Annotated in this window: 13 protein-coding genes; 2 read left to right on the top strand and 11 right to left on the bottom strand. The window is 40.5% G+C overall.

The annotated features are described in order from the left end of the window. The first annotated feature begins 10 nt into the window (after positions 1–10). A complete protein-coding gene (gene chrA, locus NDN11_RS05655) occupies positions 11–1,345 on the top strand; it encodes a chromate efflux transporter (RefSeq protein ID WP_251111034.1) in 1,335 nt (444 codons plus the stop codon). 46 nt (positions 1,346–1,391) lie between these two features. On the opposite strand, the gene dmeF is transcribed toward chrA, so the two are convergent. Beyond that, positions 1,392–2,339, bottom strand: a complete 948-nt coding sequence (gene dmeF, locus NDN11_RS05650) for a CDF family Co(II)/Ni(II) efflux transporter DmeF (RefSeq protein ID WP_251111033.1) — start codon at positions 2,337–2,339, stop codon at positions 1,392–1,394. A 56-nt stretch (positions 2,340–2,395) separates the two neighbouring features. Here dmeF and NDN11_RS05645 point away from each other — a divergent pair, with 56 nt between their 5' ends. Further along, entirely contained in the window at positions 2,396–2,662 is a 267-nt protein-coding gene (locus tag NDN11_RS05645) for a metal/formaldehyde-sensitive transcriptional repressor (RefSeq protein WP_251111032.1), read from the top strand. Here the strand turns inward: NDN11_RS05645 and NDN11_RS05640 are convergent. The 10 genes from NDN11_RS05640 to tssF all read right to left on the bottom strand — a co-directional run bounded on the left by NDN11_RS05640 (position 2,657) and on the right by tssF (position 15,308). Beyond that, positions 2,657–3,274, bottom strand: coding sequence for an ATP-binding cassette domain-containing protein (locus NDN11_RS05640; protein ID WP_251111031.1), 618 nt, complete (start codon positions 3,272–3,274; stop codon positions 2,657–2,659). The two genes, NDN11_RS05645 and NDN11_RS05640, sit on opposite strands and share 6 nt — an antisense overlap. Further along, complete coding sequence (gene modB / locus NDN11_RS05635; RefSeq protein WP_251111030.1) at positions 3,271–3,966, bottom strand: molybdate ABC transporter permease subunit; 696 nt, start codon at positions 3,964–3,966, stop codon at positions 3,271–3,273. The genes NDN11_RS05640 and modB overlap by 4 nt, the downstream gene beginning before the upstream one ends. Before the next feature lie 4 nt (positions 3,967–3,970). Next, positions 3,971–4,741, bottom strand: coding sequence for a molybdate ABC transporter substrate-binding protein (modA, locus tag NDN11_RS05630; RefSeq protein ID WP_251111029.1), 771 nt, complete (start codon positions 4,739–4,741; stop codon positions 3,971–3,973). 461 nt (positions 4,742–5,202) lie between these two features. After that, entirely contained in the window at positions 5,203–5,466 is a 264-nt protein-coding gene (locus NDN11_RS05625; protein ID WP_167248169.1) for a PAAR domain-containing protein, read from the bottom strand. A 33-nt stretch (positions 5,467–5,499) separates the two neighbouring features. Continuing rightward, positions 5,500–6,273 (bottom strand): OmpA family protein, encoded by a 774-nt coding sequence (locus NDN11_RS05620; RefSeq protein ID WP_251111028.1) that lies wholly within the window; start codon positions 6,271–6,273, stop codon positions 5,500–5,502. After that, positions 6,270–7,229, bottom strand: coding sequence for a type VI secretion system-associated protein TagF (gene tagF, locus NDN11_RS05615; RefSeq protein WP_167248167.1), 960 nt, complete (start codon positions 7,227–7,229; stop codon positions 6,270–6,272). Before tagF ends, NDN11_RS05620 begins: the two co-directional genes overlap by 4 nt. A gap of 37 nt (positions 7,230–7,266) precedes the next feature. Then, on the bottom strand, positions 7,267–11,082 hold the full coding sequence (gene tssM, locus NDN11_RS05610; RefSeq protein ID WP_251111027.1) for a type VI secretion system membrane subunit TssM: 3,816 nt from the start codon (positions 11,080–11,082) through the stop codon (positions 7,267–7,269). A 28-nt stretch (positions 11,083–11,110) separates the two neighbouring features. After that, positions 11,111–12,538, bottom strand: coding sequence for a hypothetical protein (locus tag NDN11_RS05605; RefSeq protein ID WP_167248165.1), 1,428 nt, complete (start codon positions 12,536–12,538; stop codon positions 11,111–11,113). Beyond that, entirely contained in the window at positions 12,538–13,536 is a 999-nt protein-coding gene (tssG, locus tag NDN11_RS05600; protein WP_167248164.1) for a type VI secretion system baseplate subunit TssG, read from the bottom strand. Before tssG ends, NDN11_RS05605 begins: the two co-directional genes overlap by 1 nt. After that, positions 13,500–15,308 (bottom strand): type VI secretion system baseplate subunit TssF, encoded by a 1,809-nt coding sequence (gene tssF / locus NDN11_RS05595; protein ID WP_167248163.1) that lies wholly within the window; start codon positions 15,306–15,308, stop codon positions 13,500–13,502. The genes tssG and tssF overlap by 37 nt, the downstream gene beginning before the upstream one ends. Between the last annotated feature and the right edge of the window lie 9 nt (positions 15,309–15,317).

Raw genomic sequence — 15,317 nt, 5'->3', positions numbered from 1 at the left:
GGAATGCATCATGCAATCAGCGGATACAGCACCAGCAATCCCTTTCTGGCAAGCCTTTTTGTTCTGGCTTAAATTGGGGTTTATTAGCTTTGGTGGCCCAGCTGGACAAATTGCAGTAATGCATCAGGAACTGGTAGAAAATAAACGTTGGATATCTGAAAAAAGATTTTTACATGCGCTAAATTATTGCATGTTACTCCCTGGTCCTGAGGCACAACAGCTCGCCACCTATATTGGTTGGTTGATGCATCGAACTACGGGTGGGCTTGTAGCAGGCATTCTGTTTATTCTCCCCTCATTATTTATTCTGATTGCCCTGTCATGGATTTATGTGCAGTTTGGTGATGTACCGATTATTGCAGGGTTGTTTTATGGTATTAAACCTGCGGTCACGGCGATTGTCTTTCATGCGACGTATCGAATTGGCAGTCGCTCACTCAAGAATCCGTTTTTGTGGGGGATTGCCGCTGCCGCATTTATTGCCATCTTCGTGTTTAATGTCCCTTTTCCCTTGATCGTATTCGCTGCTGCCATCTCAGGCTATGTGCTGAGTAAGAAAAAGCCCGATTTATTTACGGCTCAGGCTTCCCATCCAAATAGCCAGAAAAATTATGGGATAGCCCTGATTAATGATGATACACCGACGCCTGCCCATGCAGTTTTCCGCTGGGCCAATCTCGCCAAAATTCTGATTATTGCTGCATTGCTCTGGTTTATTCCCATGCTGGTTTTGACCTTAGGCTTAGGTTGGCAGCATGCTTATACCCAAATGGCGTGGTTTTTTACCAAAGCGGCATTGCTAACCTTTGGCGGTGCTTATGCAGTTTTACCTTATGTGTATCAAGGTGCAGTCAATCATTATGCATGGTTGAGTCCAACCCAAATGATTGATGGTCTCGCATTGGGGGAAAGTACCCCAGGGCCGCTGATCATGGTGGTGGCATTCGTTGGTTTCTTGGGGGCGTACAACCATGCTGTGCTGGGTTCTGAACAGCTCTTTTTAGCAGGTGCACTGGGTGCAGTGATTGTCACTTGGTTTACCTTCTTATTCTCCTTTGTATTTATTCTGGCTGGTGCGCCAATTATTGAATCTACACACAATGAACTGAAATTTACTGCACCACTCACTGCGATTACTGCCGCTGTGGTCGGGGTGATTTTAAATCTGGCCTTATTCTTTAGCTATCATGTGCTCTGGCCAAATGGCTTTGATCATGCCTTTAATTATGAAGCAGCCTTTATTACTGTTGCAGCACTGATTGCTTTATTCAAATTTCAACTCAATGTGTTGTATGTGATTTTTGCATCGGCCTTTTGCGGTTTGATCTTATATATTGGTGCGTAATTGAATGCATCGAGTAGCTCAAAATGCCACTCGATGAAGTTCTACCTTAAATATGATGAATTTCGACTGAGGCATGCACAATTTCCTGATGAATCGCCAATTCCGCTTTAACCTGATCAGGATTTAGATCCATCATGGTCGTTTCCAATCCTAAAATACAAGAGAACTTGCCTTTCCCGACCTTCCATACGTGTAGATCAGTAATTTCCACCTGTGAAAACTGGGCAATCACCTCACGTATTTCTTCGACCACAGGGTGTCCCATTTCGGCATCCAATAAAGTTTTTCCAGTTTCCTGCATCAGTCCCCAAGACCATTTTGCAACCAGTAATGCACCGATAATTCCAAGCAAGGCATCCAAAAAATTCAAGCCAAAATACTTGGCCGCAAATAAGGCGATAATCGCCAGAACGGACGTTACCGTATCTGCAACCACATGTAAGAATGCGGCTTTTTGGTTTAAATCATGATGATGATCATGGCCGTGATGATCTACTTCATCATGAGGGTGACTATGCGAATGATGGTGATGATGCTCATGTCCCTCATCATGTAACAGCCATGCACAAATCAGATTGACGATCAGACCCACAATCGCAATCGGAATCGCTTCATTAAAATGAATGGTGACAGGATTAAATAAACGCTCAAGTGACTGAATCCCCATCAACAGTGCTACTACCATCAGCAAAATCGCACTGCTATACCCTGCCAAGATTTCAATTTTCCATGTACCGAAACTGAAGCGTTGATCCTGCGCATAATGTCGTGCCATACGATAGGCAAAATAAGCCAGTCCCAAGGCCAGCATATGCGAACTCATGTGCCAGCCATCGGCAAGTAAAGCCATTGAATTAAAAACCCAGCCGCCTAGAATTTCTAACACCATCATCACAGCGGTCAAAATGGTGGCTATTAAAATTCTTTTTTGAGCCAAGGGATTTCCTTTATCAAACTGGTGAGAATGACGTCGTTCTAGGTTACTATGCTGCATTTATTTTAGTCTTCCAATATACTCCCCCTAGTATATATTTTTTTAGGAAAAAAAGTATGTCTCACCTCCATCAAGATAAGAAAATTTTAAATCGCCTTAAGCGGATTCAAGGACAGTTCGCAGCAGTCGAGAAATCACTCACAAATCCTGAAAGTTCTTGCATAGACGTTCTACAACAGGTTGCAGCAGTCAAAGGTGCGGTGAATGGTTTAATGAACCAATTGATTGAACAACATTTAAAAGAACATGTATTAAAAGGTGCTGATCATGTGGATGAGGAAGAAGTCGAAAAGTTTTTCACCTTATTACAACGCTATCTATAAATACCAAATGGTGTCGCTCAGTTGGTCTAGCTCGGAATGATCATGACTGACATACAACATTGGAATCTTGATTTCCTGTTTAACGCGTTGAAAAAAAGGAATGATCTCCGCTTTATGTGCTGTATCCAGTGCAGACAGTGGCTCATCTAAAAGCAGCAATCGTGGCGAGTACAGTAAGGCTCGTCCCAAAGCCACTCGCTGTTTTTCTCCTCCAGACAGCTTAATTGGCATACGTTCCAGCAAATGCTCCAATTTGAGTAACTCAACAATATAGTCCACTTCGAACTGACGTTGTTGTGGTGCAATATGCTTAAAACCAAACAGTAAATTCTGTTTGACGTTTTTATGTGGGAACAATTGCGCATCCTGAAAGACCAAACCGACACGGCGCTGTTGCGTACTCAGGTTAATTTTTTGGTTCTGATCAAACCATGTCTGATCTTCGATTTTAATCCAACCCGATTGAGGTCGGATTAACCCTGCAATGCTGTGTAATATGGTGGTTTTCCCCGAACCCGAAGCCCCAAATAAACCAATCACCGACTGATCAGACTGAAAGCGTTGATTCAGACAGAATTGCCCTTGTTGCAACTGAATATGACAATCAATCATGTTGTATACCCACGCTTATTTTTCTGATACCGATTGAACCACTGCGCAAACCATAAGGCAAAGAACGCTACCGATAGAGACAGGATAATCAACCGCCATACCGCAGCTTCCGTATCGGGTTGTTGCATCAAACTATACATTGCTAACGGTAAAGTGCGGGTTTCGCCAGCAATATTGCCAACAAAGGTAATGGTTGCACCAAATTCACCTAAACTTCGGCAAAAACATAATATAGCACCAACTAAAATACCACTGCTCGCGAGCGGTAATGTCACCTGCATAAACGCCCCAAAGGAAGATGCACCTAAGGTTTTTGCAGCAAGCTCCAAGCGTTGATCGACCAGTTCAATCGCCAGTCGGATTGATTGCACCAATAAAGGAAAGCCCATTACTGCAGATGCCAAGACCGCGCCCTTCCAGTTAAATGCAAACTCTAAACCGAGTGGCGCAAGATACTGCCCCAACAAGCCTCGATTACCAAACAATTGCAGCAATAAGTAGCCAGGCACTACAGGTGGTAAAACCAAAGGTAAAAACACCAAAGTTTCGAATAGGGATTTTCCCCAAAACTCTTTTCTAGCCAAAACCCAAGCCACCAAGGTCGCAGGGATGAGGCTAAACACCAGACACGCTGCTGCCACTTTGCATGACAGCTTAAGAACTTCAATTTCTTCTGGGCTTAGGATCATCATTCAATTACTGCAACACACTAAAACCATATTTTTTAAATACGTTTTTTGCCTGTCCGCTTTGTAGAAATTTATAGAATTTGACCGATTCCGCATTCTTCTTGGTTAAACCCACGGGATAAATAATTGGTGGATGCGTATTTTCTGGGAAAACACCTGCCACCACGACGTCTTTACTGATTGCCGCATCGGTCGCATACACAATCCCCACCTGACATTCACCACGCGCTACAAAGTTTAAGGCAGCACGTACATCTTCCGTTTCAACCAGTCGTGATTCAACTTTGTTCCACCAACCGAGTGAGGTCAATGCCTGCTTAGCATATTTGCCGACAGGCACACTTTTAGTATCTCCTGTACAAAGCTTGCCTTGTATCACTTGAGTTGGATCAAAACTTTTATCCATTTTTAATTTAATCGGGCGATCTTTAGGTGTAATCACAACCAATCTATTACCCAATAAATTGATGCGATCAGTTGATGCAACCAGCTGTTTATTCTGTAAATAATCCATCCATTGTACATCAGCTGACATAAACACATCAGCAGGTGCACCCGCTTCAATTTGCTTGGCTAAGGTTGAAGAACCCGCATAAGAAGTTTTGACCTCAGTTTTATTCTTTTGCTCATAGATCACATCGAGTTCATTGACTGCATTGGTTAAACTTGCCGCTGCGTAAACCGTAATCGCATCCGCGGCTACGGCATGGGTCTGCATCAATAAACTCGCCCCAAAAGCGACAACACATAGATATGTTTTTTTCATCATTGTTGGCATTGTTTTTTCCTCAAAATTCGATATGTTTTTAAAAATATATCGCTTAATAAAGATACACTAAAAATAACAATTCGCCAGTCTTGTTATCCTTAATCCATCATCTGCGTATATAGAAACTTAATGATCTAACGATATGTACCAAGACCATTACCTTTTGGTGCAAAAAAACAATTTCACACCAATTTAGTGCATCACCATATAAATCCCAATATGAGCGATAGATCACATCATCCAGATCAAACATTCACTCAATCATTATTTACCAAAAAATATAGCGATTAGCCGTATTTTGCTGCCCAAAATAAAAAGGCGTCTATCCAAACACCAACTGAATGATGCTGAATAGACGCCTTTGTCTATTTCTAAAGCTAGCTTAGATCGCTGCCCTTTCCTCATTTTAGCAAAAGATGTGCCAAATGCTTTTTTAAGCTTTGACTACATTTGAAGGCTTAAATCATGCCTTAACCTCTAACTGCTAGATTCTGCTTAGGCAACAACTTACAACCACAAGAGAGTGAGTCATTCACTCTTGCCGCAGCTTTACCCATGACTTGCATATTCGGATCGCCAGCGACGATCGTCGCCACAGTTTTATGTTTTGGACAAGTTGCCTTATCTCCTACACAAGCAATCGGAATTCCTTCAATTAGAAAGCTACTATTTCCAGTAATCACCTGACCACCGCCTGTGGTAGGACAACCAACAACAATATAGGGTGTTGCCATAATCTAATCCCTCCGCTAAAAGTGCCAAAATAATTAAAGCACTTCAAACTCAATTCGACGATTTTTCTTACGTCCATCTGCCGTTGTATTATCTGCAACAGGTTGACTGGAACCTTTACCTTCGGTACTTAAGCGATCAGCCGCAATACTTTTACTGACTAGGTAATTTTGTACCGCTGCAGCACGTTGCTGACTTAACACCGTATTCTTATTGGCATCCCCAGAGCTATCGGTATGCCCAATAATTTTGACTTTCTTGCCGCCAACCTTATTTAAAGCTACTGCCATTTCATCCAGAATCTGCTGTCCTGCCACAGTCAGAATGGCACTACCTGATTCAAACTCAATGATTCGGTTCTTCAAAGCATCGTCAATAATTTTCTGCTCAGCCTGATTTACTGAAAGCTGTGCGTTAAAGCGATAAGGCTGTTGCACTAAAGATTGAAAACTAGTTGTAGTCGGTTGAATTTGGCTTGGATCAGTCATTTTCCCAGTTAAATCGACCTGAGTTCCTCTCACCTTTAACTGACCTTGTGAAATCTTTTTCAGATCTGGAGTAATGACACGAGTCACAGAATCACTCCAGCCATTCGGAGCTGAAACTGGGCGAACCTGAATTTTATCGACCACTTGGTCTGCACCATAGACAGACTGCATCTTGGCCAAGATTGCCTGCTTACTCGCATCATTTGGAACAACACCTTCCACCACGATCGGTGCAGCGCTGGCAAGATGACTTTGACCTAAAATGCATAAGCCAAACAATAAACTCGCCCATATAGATTTCGGATTATTTCTCATATTCATTCATCTAAAAAAGTTTGTCTAAACAGCTTTAAACCTTGATTTAGGCTCAATTGACGCTGACAAAGTGATTGTTCGAGTGTGGCAAGACCCGCATTCTGTTCAAGATAAGCATCAATCCATTGTGCCTGGATCAATGATACCCAATGCTCGCTCTGCATGTTTTGGGTGAAAATATCGCTGAGTGCCATAATATCGGCACCTTGGAAACCAATAAATAAAATTGGTTCTTCACGATGTAAAATACCAATTAGAATTTCAGTATTGTTAATACCTAAAAAACGACCGATCATACCGACCCAGAAAGCCGCGATTTCATAACAATACATGTGATTATTGATAGGTAGAATCAGCACTTTATTTAAACGGCTGGTACCATTTTTTAAGATTGGTTGAAGTAACAGGCCTAGACCAATCATACTTTGCGCAAGTTCATAAACATTGATTTTCATCAATTGTGCAAATGAGTGCATGGTATGGCCTTCATAGAAGCCATTACATTCTGTTGCAGTGAATAGTTGCACAACATTCGGTAGATTATTCAACTTCTCCAACATGATATTGGTATCACGAATACTACGAAGTACCCGATTGCGTTGGAATAAATCAACCAAAACCGACTTGTAGTAATACGGCGCCAATAACAGATTTTGAAAAGGTTGTTCAACTTCAAGTAATTGACTGAGTACCATCGGAAACGCTCGGCCAGAGCTGTCTTGACTGGCAATCAAATTTGCTGCCAAAAACATCGGCTCAGCAGGGTTGGCAATAAAGAAATCCAATGCAGGTAAGGATTCATAACGCTGCTTAAAATCTGGCGCACGCATGGCATGCTCAAGTGCTTCTGTAATCCACTGATCAAGTACCTGAATTAATGCATACTGCCCTTTCGATTTTAGAAAGTCACCACGTGCGGGTGTCTTTCCATAATACAAAGGTGTCGTTTTTACTTGCTGCATCCAAGCCCCTCCTGCTGTTCCGTGATTATCCCTAACATTACGGTGTTGCTCCTTGAGCTGGTGCTGTTGGCTGTGGCTGAGGTGCTGTAGCTGCCGTACCCGCAGGCATTGCTTGAGCAGATACTACACGTACCGCCTTCTCAGTCACCACTTTATCCACCAACTGTAAACCTGAATAACCACGGCTTGAACCAATACTGCCAGAGCTATTGCCACTGATTAATCTGAAATTCACTTTCAATGCTAAAGATGGTTCAGTTTTGCTGGTCCATGTCATTTCAAAGCTACCATTTTGTTCTTTGCGTTGTGCTGCATCGATTAAACGGTTGATACCATACTCACCTGGTTCTTCAAAAATCGTATGAGTTTTACCTTCCAAGTCCACTGCGGTAATACGCGCACCCGGAATAGCACCTTGGTTCGGCCATACAAAGTTCACCCATTGCTGAATCCCATTTTCAAACACCATACGTTGACCATCAATATCAATGGTGTATGACAAGTACTGTGGATTCGGTAATGGGTAGAACTGGAAGTTCGATTGATTGGATACAGGTGCAGCCGCAGGTTGATCTAGGCTGCCTGTCGCCATACCATTGATTGGTGCTACATATTGCTGGAACGCCATCACAAATTGTGGATTTAAACTAATACCTAAGTCTTTCCACGTCTTCGAAGTCAAGACATAACCACGACGGATCACAAATGGATCTAAAGCTTCTTTTACAAAGCGTGCAATGCTACCAGTCTCGCCGAAGATTTGACCAATTTCACTACTGGTTGCCTGTAAAGTCACACTCGAATTAAATGGATATTTTTGACTTAAATTGGTTTTAAATGGTTGATAAGCTTGGATTCCCCACAACTTATTCAACTCATCTTGGGTTGGTACAATCAAGCTTGCAAAAGATTGAGTTAATGGTGTCATCAACAGTTTTTGTAATACCTGTTGATCTGTATCCTTGAGACCCACCATCATTTTTTCATCAACATATTTCTGTGTAAGGTTAAACACAGAGGTTTGATCATTAATGGTTTGTTTCACCAAGGCCATCGCACTTGGACCAATCTCACCCGCTGTTTTCAGATCATTGAACTTACTACGCACTTGCGCAAGATTGTTCATGTACTCATCGAATAATGACTTATCTTGTAAATCATCACGCTTACGCACCAACTGATAGAACATTTGATATTCTTGTGAAATTGCACCTTGTGCCTTATTCACCGCCTGAGCTGCTGCTTTGTCATCTGAATTATTCAAGACTTTACGTTTGAACCATGCCACAAAACCTTTCTCAGGTACTGCAAGTTCAGCCTGTACAATTGGATTATCCCAGTTGGTTTCGATCGCAATGCGTTGTAATAAAGTACGAATTGGTGAGTTTTGCGGCTCGCCCAAAACATCGATACTTTTCACTTGCTGAGCAAACTGATCCGCTTTGGCATAATAAATACCATTCAGGAACTTTTTCCATTCTGCTACATATTCTTGCTTATACAGCGCCACCAACTGCTTACGGATCTGTTCAGGGCTACCCGAGAAAGTAAGGTCATCAGATTGACGGCTATTCAGCACCCAATCTTTACTGTCCGTTGGTTTATTTGCTGCTTCTTCAATCGCTTTCTCTACATACTCATCCCAAGCCTTTTGTGTAAACACGCCTGGTAAAGCATAACTACCAAGAACAATACTGCGGTTTTGTTCACCCACAATTTGTCCTACCGTTACCGCAGGGAAGCGTACTGCTGCACGCATCTTAATTTCGTTATACACACGATCACGCGCAGGCATACCACGAATTACAGACAGTAAAACTTGGCGGGTTTGATCAACCACTTGTGCATCAGTTTCTAATACAGGGAAACCTTCTTGATTCGCCAAAGTCATGGCATAAGAAAGAATCTTCTCTGCATCCTGAATCATTTCACCACGCGGCATTTGTCCACGATTGGCATCTAACCAAGAACGCCAGAAACGTGAAACTTGATCACTTAAATGACTGGTATCCATATATTCATGATTACTCATCATCAAGTACGCTTTCAGTGCGTTATAAGCATCTTGTGGATTCGCATCTGACGGTTCTAAATATTGCTGAGTCTTGGCAACTTGCTTGATCTCTACATTGACATGATTAGCTTTTAAAGTTGCTTCATTATTTTTGACCCGTTGTAGATATTGCGCAATATTTTGTTGTGTTGGGGTCAAGACAATCTGCTTAATGCCTTTGAGGTATTCTGCTTTTAAGCTTTCACGTAATTGATTGCCTTGGTAGAGACCAAAACTGAATTTTAATGGACGATTTTCATCAAACTCATCCAGCTGTTGTAAACGTTCTTGCAGAATTAATAAGGCTTCAAGTTGAGTTGATAATTGTTGACCTGAAGATTTTTCCAAGTGCACCACTTTATCTAAGTCAGCCTGAACATCCGCAATCAATTGTTGGTTGTTACGATATGACCAAACCCATACACCGAGTACCAAAGAAACGCCAACCAAAGCGGCAATAAAAGCGATATAACGCTGACGTTTTTTCGCAGGATTAATATGCTGCTTGACCAGATCTTTATCTCGCAAAATCACATTGGAGAATAGACCTTGTAAGAAATAACCATGATTGGGTGCAATGGATTGTGCAGTGCCATCTTGTCCATTACCTTGAATTTGCTGGAGTTGAAATTCTTGGGCAATGTTTTCTGTCATTGGACTTTCAATCACACCCTCTTGCAAAGCACTGGTAAAATAGAAACCACGGAAAATAGGTTGGAACTGGTATGGATTATCTTCAAATAAAGTACCGACAAAACTTTTTAATGCTGGTTTGAGTGTTTTAAATTCCAGTGGGAAAGTCATGACACTCGGAGAAATATTTTGCGAATGGCGGCGACTTAAATGCGTGGTACTGACACTCTTTAAACCGTCATAAAGAATGCTGTAATGTTTTTCGAATAATTCCACTGCATTCTGAGATGAGTTCTGCTCATAAGGTAAGGTTGCACCCCACGCCTGATTATATTCTTGCGACTCATAGCAATCAAAAAACTCAGTAAAACCTGCAATCAAGTCCATTTTAGAAAAGACCAAATAAACAGGAACCACAACCTCAAGCTTTTCAGTTAAGTCTTGAATTCGAGCACGTAGATTTTTGGCTAATTTTATTGAGTTCTCAGGACTCTGGCTAATCAATTCGGCAATACTGACAATCAGCACCAAGCCATTCACTGGTGCTTTAGAACGGTTTTTCTTTAGGATATTTAAAAAACCCAACCATTCCGAATGATCTTCAGAATAAACTGAATAGCGACCTGCGGTATCTAGTAAAATCCCTTCTGTAGAAAAGAACCAATCACAGTTACGTGTACCACTTAAACCCGCTGAAACCATCTTTTGATGGGTTTCTTCAAACGGGAACTTCAAACCAGAATTATAAATTGCAGAACTCTTTCCAGCTGCCGGATTACCAATCACCATATACCAAGGTAATTCGTATAAGGCCGCATTGCCTTTTTTATCTCCCAATTTAGATTTACGAATCAGTTGAATCGATTCTTTCATCTGTTGCTGGATTAACTGTAATTCAGCTTTATCTTTGTGTTGACCATACTCAGCTTGGCTGTCTTGCTCAATGGCATTGGCAAGTTCTTCACCTTGTTCTGCATGGCGCTTTCTTTGAATCAGCCAATAAATGCCATAAACGATTAAACCCAAAGCATATGTTGCTGCCAGAGCCCAAAAGATATGACGTGGAATGGACGAATATGAAGAAATCAGTGCTACGAATAAAGACAAAGCAATAATTGCTTTAGGATTCGTAATGTACTGCCAAAGATAACCTAAAATGATATACATTGAGTTCTCGAATTCTTAATAAAGTTAATCAATTAGCAAGTGCTACGCTGTCCTGATCTGGTTCGATCTCAGGAAAAGCTTGAATAAATGCTTGTAAATTTTGTCCATAAATAAAGGCAACTTGCTGCTCTGAGAGATGCGCCCCTAGCATCAATCCACAAAGTTTTGCGACATTTTGGGTGTGCCCAAAGGCAGGTTTGCAATACAAATAATGGTGTGGCTCTACTGGACTTTTGGTGAAAAACTGTTCCAGTTTTTTTACAACTTTAATGTCGGAACCATCCTCAACTACCAAGACAAAAGGCTCTTCCGCTTGATATTGTGGTAAGTCCGCAATCTTTAATTCTTGGAATATCTGAATTAAATTATTTTGATTTAATACCAGATTAAAGGTCTTTTCAGGCTGCAATTGCTCCAGTTGAACATCAGGATGCGCTAAGCAGCTACTGTTAATAAATTCAGCAGGAATATAAGCACTGGCTCCCCAAGACTTTTCATCGATAATGTCTTGGTCAATTTCCGAGTCACCAGCAAGTAGCAATGAAATTTCATGCGGTTGATTTTGAATTCGTTCAAATAACTCAACCAAATGCTGCTCTGTCGATGCAGCACTGAGATAATGATATTCAATATGGAACTTTTGCGGGATGATACCTAAATCATAAAAAATGCTTTGGAGCGCTTCATTACTACTCGTATCGTTCCATGTGTGCACCACATCTTCAGATAGCAGAATATGTAGATTTAATTTATCTAAACGATAAACTTGCTCAACCTGAATCGTCCCACCGTCTTCATCTCCCGTTGTTGATAACGTTGGATCAATCCATGCAGGGTGCATCCGATATTCGTACAAATTTTGACTTTCATAAAATAGACTCGAGCGCTTTAAATGCTCTGAAATCGAAACTAAAAGTTCAGTATGCTGCTCAAGTTGATGCTGAATTAATGCCATAATGCGCTGTTGTCGAATCGACGAGAACTGTAACTCTCCATCATCGTCATTGAGCTGCTGATCTAATTCTGCAATTCGATAAGATAAAATTGGTATCCCGTGAAAATTAACTAGATTTTGATCTAACTTCGGACTACTGAACTGCTTAATGCCCTCTATAATTGAGTCATTTTCACCTAAAGCACTATAGGCACTCGCTGCATATAAATTTAACTTTAACCATTTACTCTCCTGAGCAATTGGTTGAGCTTCAATCGATCCATCTTCCTGATTTTGTTCAGCCAGTAATGCTTGTTGTTTTTTCTCTTTATGATGTTGATACGCTTTATAGATCAGCCAAGGTGACAGTAACACCAAGGTAATTACGACGGGCAAGATCAGGAAATAATTAATTAAATCGGCAGATTCTGGCTGATATTGAATATCACGCCAATAATAGATAACAATCAATCCAACCAAAATAAAACAGCTGATTAAGGTCGCTAAAATTTTCTTTATCATTATGCTGCTCCTAAAAGTGCATAACGAGTTTCACTGTTATGTTGCTGAAGTTGTGCCGATGGCATTAAAAATGCACCCTGCCCCAAACCGACTTCATGTCCTGAGTCCAAGCGAATTGGAGCTACTTCACTCTTATCTAAAATTAAACGTACATCAATAAATAGCGTTGGACTGCACCAGGTTTGGATTAAATGCTTTAACTTTTTATTTAAAGGCTGATCAGGTAAAAAAGCTAAATACTGCTCACGACACAACGGTCCGATTTGAATTTCGATTTTTCCATCAATTTGCTGAACCGTATCCCCACAAAAGGTATTCACCCCAAGTAAACTCGGGTTATTTCCACCCAAACTGGTTTTTTGTTCATCACCCAGTTTAAATTTTTCTTTGATGAATTCCTGAATATGCACCTGTTCATTGAACACACAAGACAAAACAGTCTTTAACGCATGTGCGGTGTTGTTTTGTCCCTGCATCAAACCAGAAAATTCTGCAAAATATTCGTCTAGATCATGCTGTTGATGCTGTGCACGAACATAGCCATTTAAGGCATGCAAAATATCTAGGTAATGATTGTCTTGCTCAATTTCATAACGCACAGCGAGGTTATAAGTCAAACTGGCGTCGACATATTTAGCCGTGAGCTTATGATTAAATAGGCCTAAAAATTCTTTAATCTCAAGTCTTTGCTGACGTGTACTTTGTTTTAATTTATTGGTATAGGTATAAGGAAGCGCACCTTGTGTACCTGTTAAACCCACAACCAAATTGGTCAAATGAATCCGCTGATCTTGATAGTTCAGTTCTTCAATCTCGGTCGCGGGGAAACTTAAACTAAAGGACGTGCCAAATTTAAAATCGTCAGACCAATCCTGTTGCTGCGTTACTTCTGCTTGATGGCGCAACAAACGTGTCGATTGAATAAACTCAAACGAGCCTGATTTTTTAAAAACTTGATCGACTACAGAAGAGTCTTGCCACCAACGTTCTGCACGCATTGGTATATCTCCTGTTGGTTAAGACTGTCTTTTACAACCACATCAACAAAACTATTAATTTGAACTTTCAGATTAAAAATGTGACTTAATAACTGACTAAAAATATATAAGCTGTGCCCTCTAAATACACTCTTATTGACCGTTAATTCCGCTTTAACACCACGAATAAACATAGGAAAAGGCTTCGCATTCATCAGCTTATTGGTGGTTGAGAAATTCAGCAGCTTCAAAGCGTCAATCAATAAAATATTTTCTTTGGAATGTGGCAAGTTATATAAAGCCAACAGTTCTTTTACATGACTCAGTGCATCCCCTTTCATCAGTGCCAAGGTATTGAGTGAAAGATGAGAAATAATGCGCCATTGCTCATTGCTGTTTTTATCAAAATGATAAGGCGATGTCGGGCGCTTTAAGATCAAAGCACGTCTTGCCAAACTACTATCATTCAAATTGAGAATGTTGTTGCTCTGACTTAACGCTTCATGTGGTAAATCACCGTTTGAGCAAAGTAATTTGGTACTAATAAAATCGGACTTAATTTCATAGGGCTTCAAATGCTTAGAAACAATTGAATAGCCCATCTGCATGTTTTTGGTTTGTGTCGGTGAATAATTTAAAGAATAGAAAAATTGGACCTTATCATTGTGATAGTGGCTCATTGCGAAAAAAGGTAAAACAGGAAGATGAGTTTGTTCCTGATTGGTTTTCTCCCGCACCATATTCATTTCAATAATTGAATAAACTTGATACAGCTCAGGATGATGCGCATCAGTAATTAATGGATATTGCAGTTGCGTATGTGAGATCTTTTGTGGCTCTGCCTGCTTTTCAAACAGATTAATTGCAGGTGTGGTAAATAATTTAAAGTTGGCAATATTCAGTTCTGAGTAATTACGCACAATTGCTTGGTCATTCAAATTAAGTTTGAGATGTATCAAGACTTCAAAATTATTCTGTTGTTGTAACAAGCCTTTTAGAACACTTAGGTCAAAGTTCAAGTAGTTGAACTTCTCTGGAAAACAAAAGTATTCCATCAACAAACGGTAAGCATGATGGGTATGTTGATCAATCGGCAATAAGCTTTCCTGCTCACTAAACCCCATCACAGCAAATGGATTGGCAATTTCAACTACACGTTGCCCGACGCGAATCGAAAATCCCGTTTCTTTACGGAAAATACTGTCCAAAACTTGCAATGGAAAATTTGAAATTGCATCTAAATAGATCGGTAATTTTTCGTCCAGAATCCATTGTTGAGCATCATTAAAAATTTCAAATTTCAGGCTCAAGGTCGCATTCTGATTCAAATGCATATGCGTACTTGGTGAAGTTTGAAACTCTAAATTGCTTAATGTAATCGGCAATAATCGAACTTCATTACTGGTATTAAACTCACATTGCACGCCTTTAAAACTACGAGATTTCAATGCGGTATTCTGAGGAATAATATGTGCAGCGCTAAGTTGTTTGAGTTTATTAATATCTTCAAAACTGACCACAGTACACGCTGGGAAATGACGTAAGTATTGAGGAAACATCACCTCAAAGAGAGAATGAGTAAACAGATCATAACTATCTGCTAATTTTTTATCGATACGTGCAGCAATCAGTGAAAAGGCTTGAATTAACCGTTCAATATGCGGGTCATCAATTTGTTCTTGATTTAAAGATAAGCGTTGCGCAATCTTCGGGTATTTCTGCGCAAACTCTCGAGATTGTTGACCGAATTCTTGTAGTTGTTTTTCATAATACGGTAAAAGTTGCTCTATCACAGTTCGCTC

Source organism: Acinetobacter sp. C26M, from assembly GCF_023702675.1.
Classification (GTDB): Bacteria; Pseudomonadota; Gammaproteobacteria; order Pseudomonadales; family Moraxellaceae; genus Acinetobacter.
This window is presented reverse-complemented; position numbering and strand designations above follow the sequence as displayed.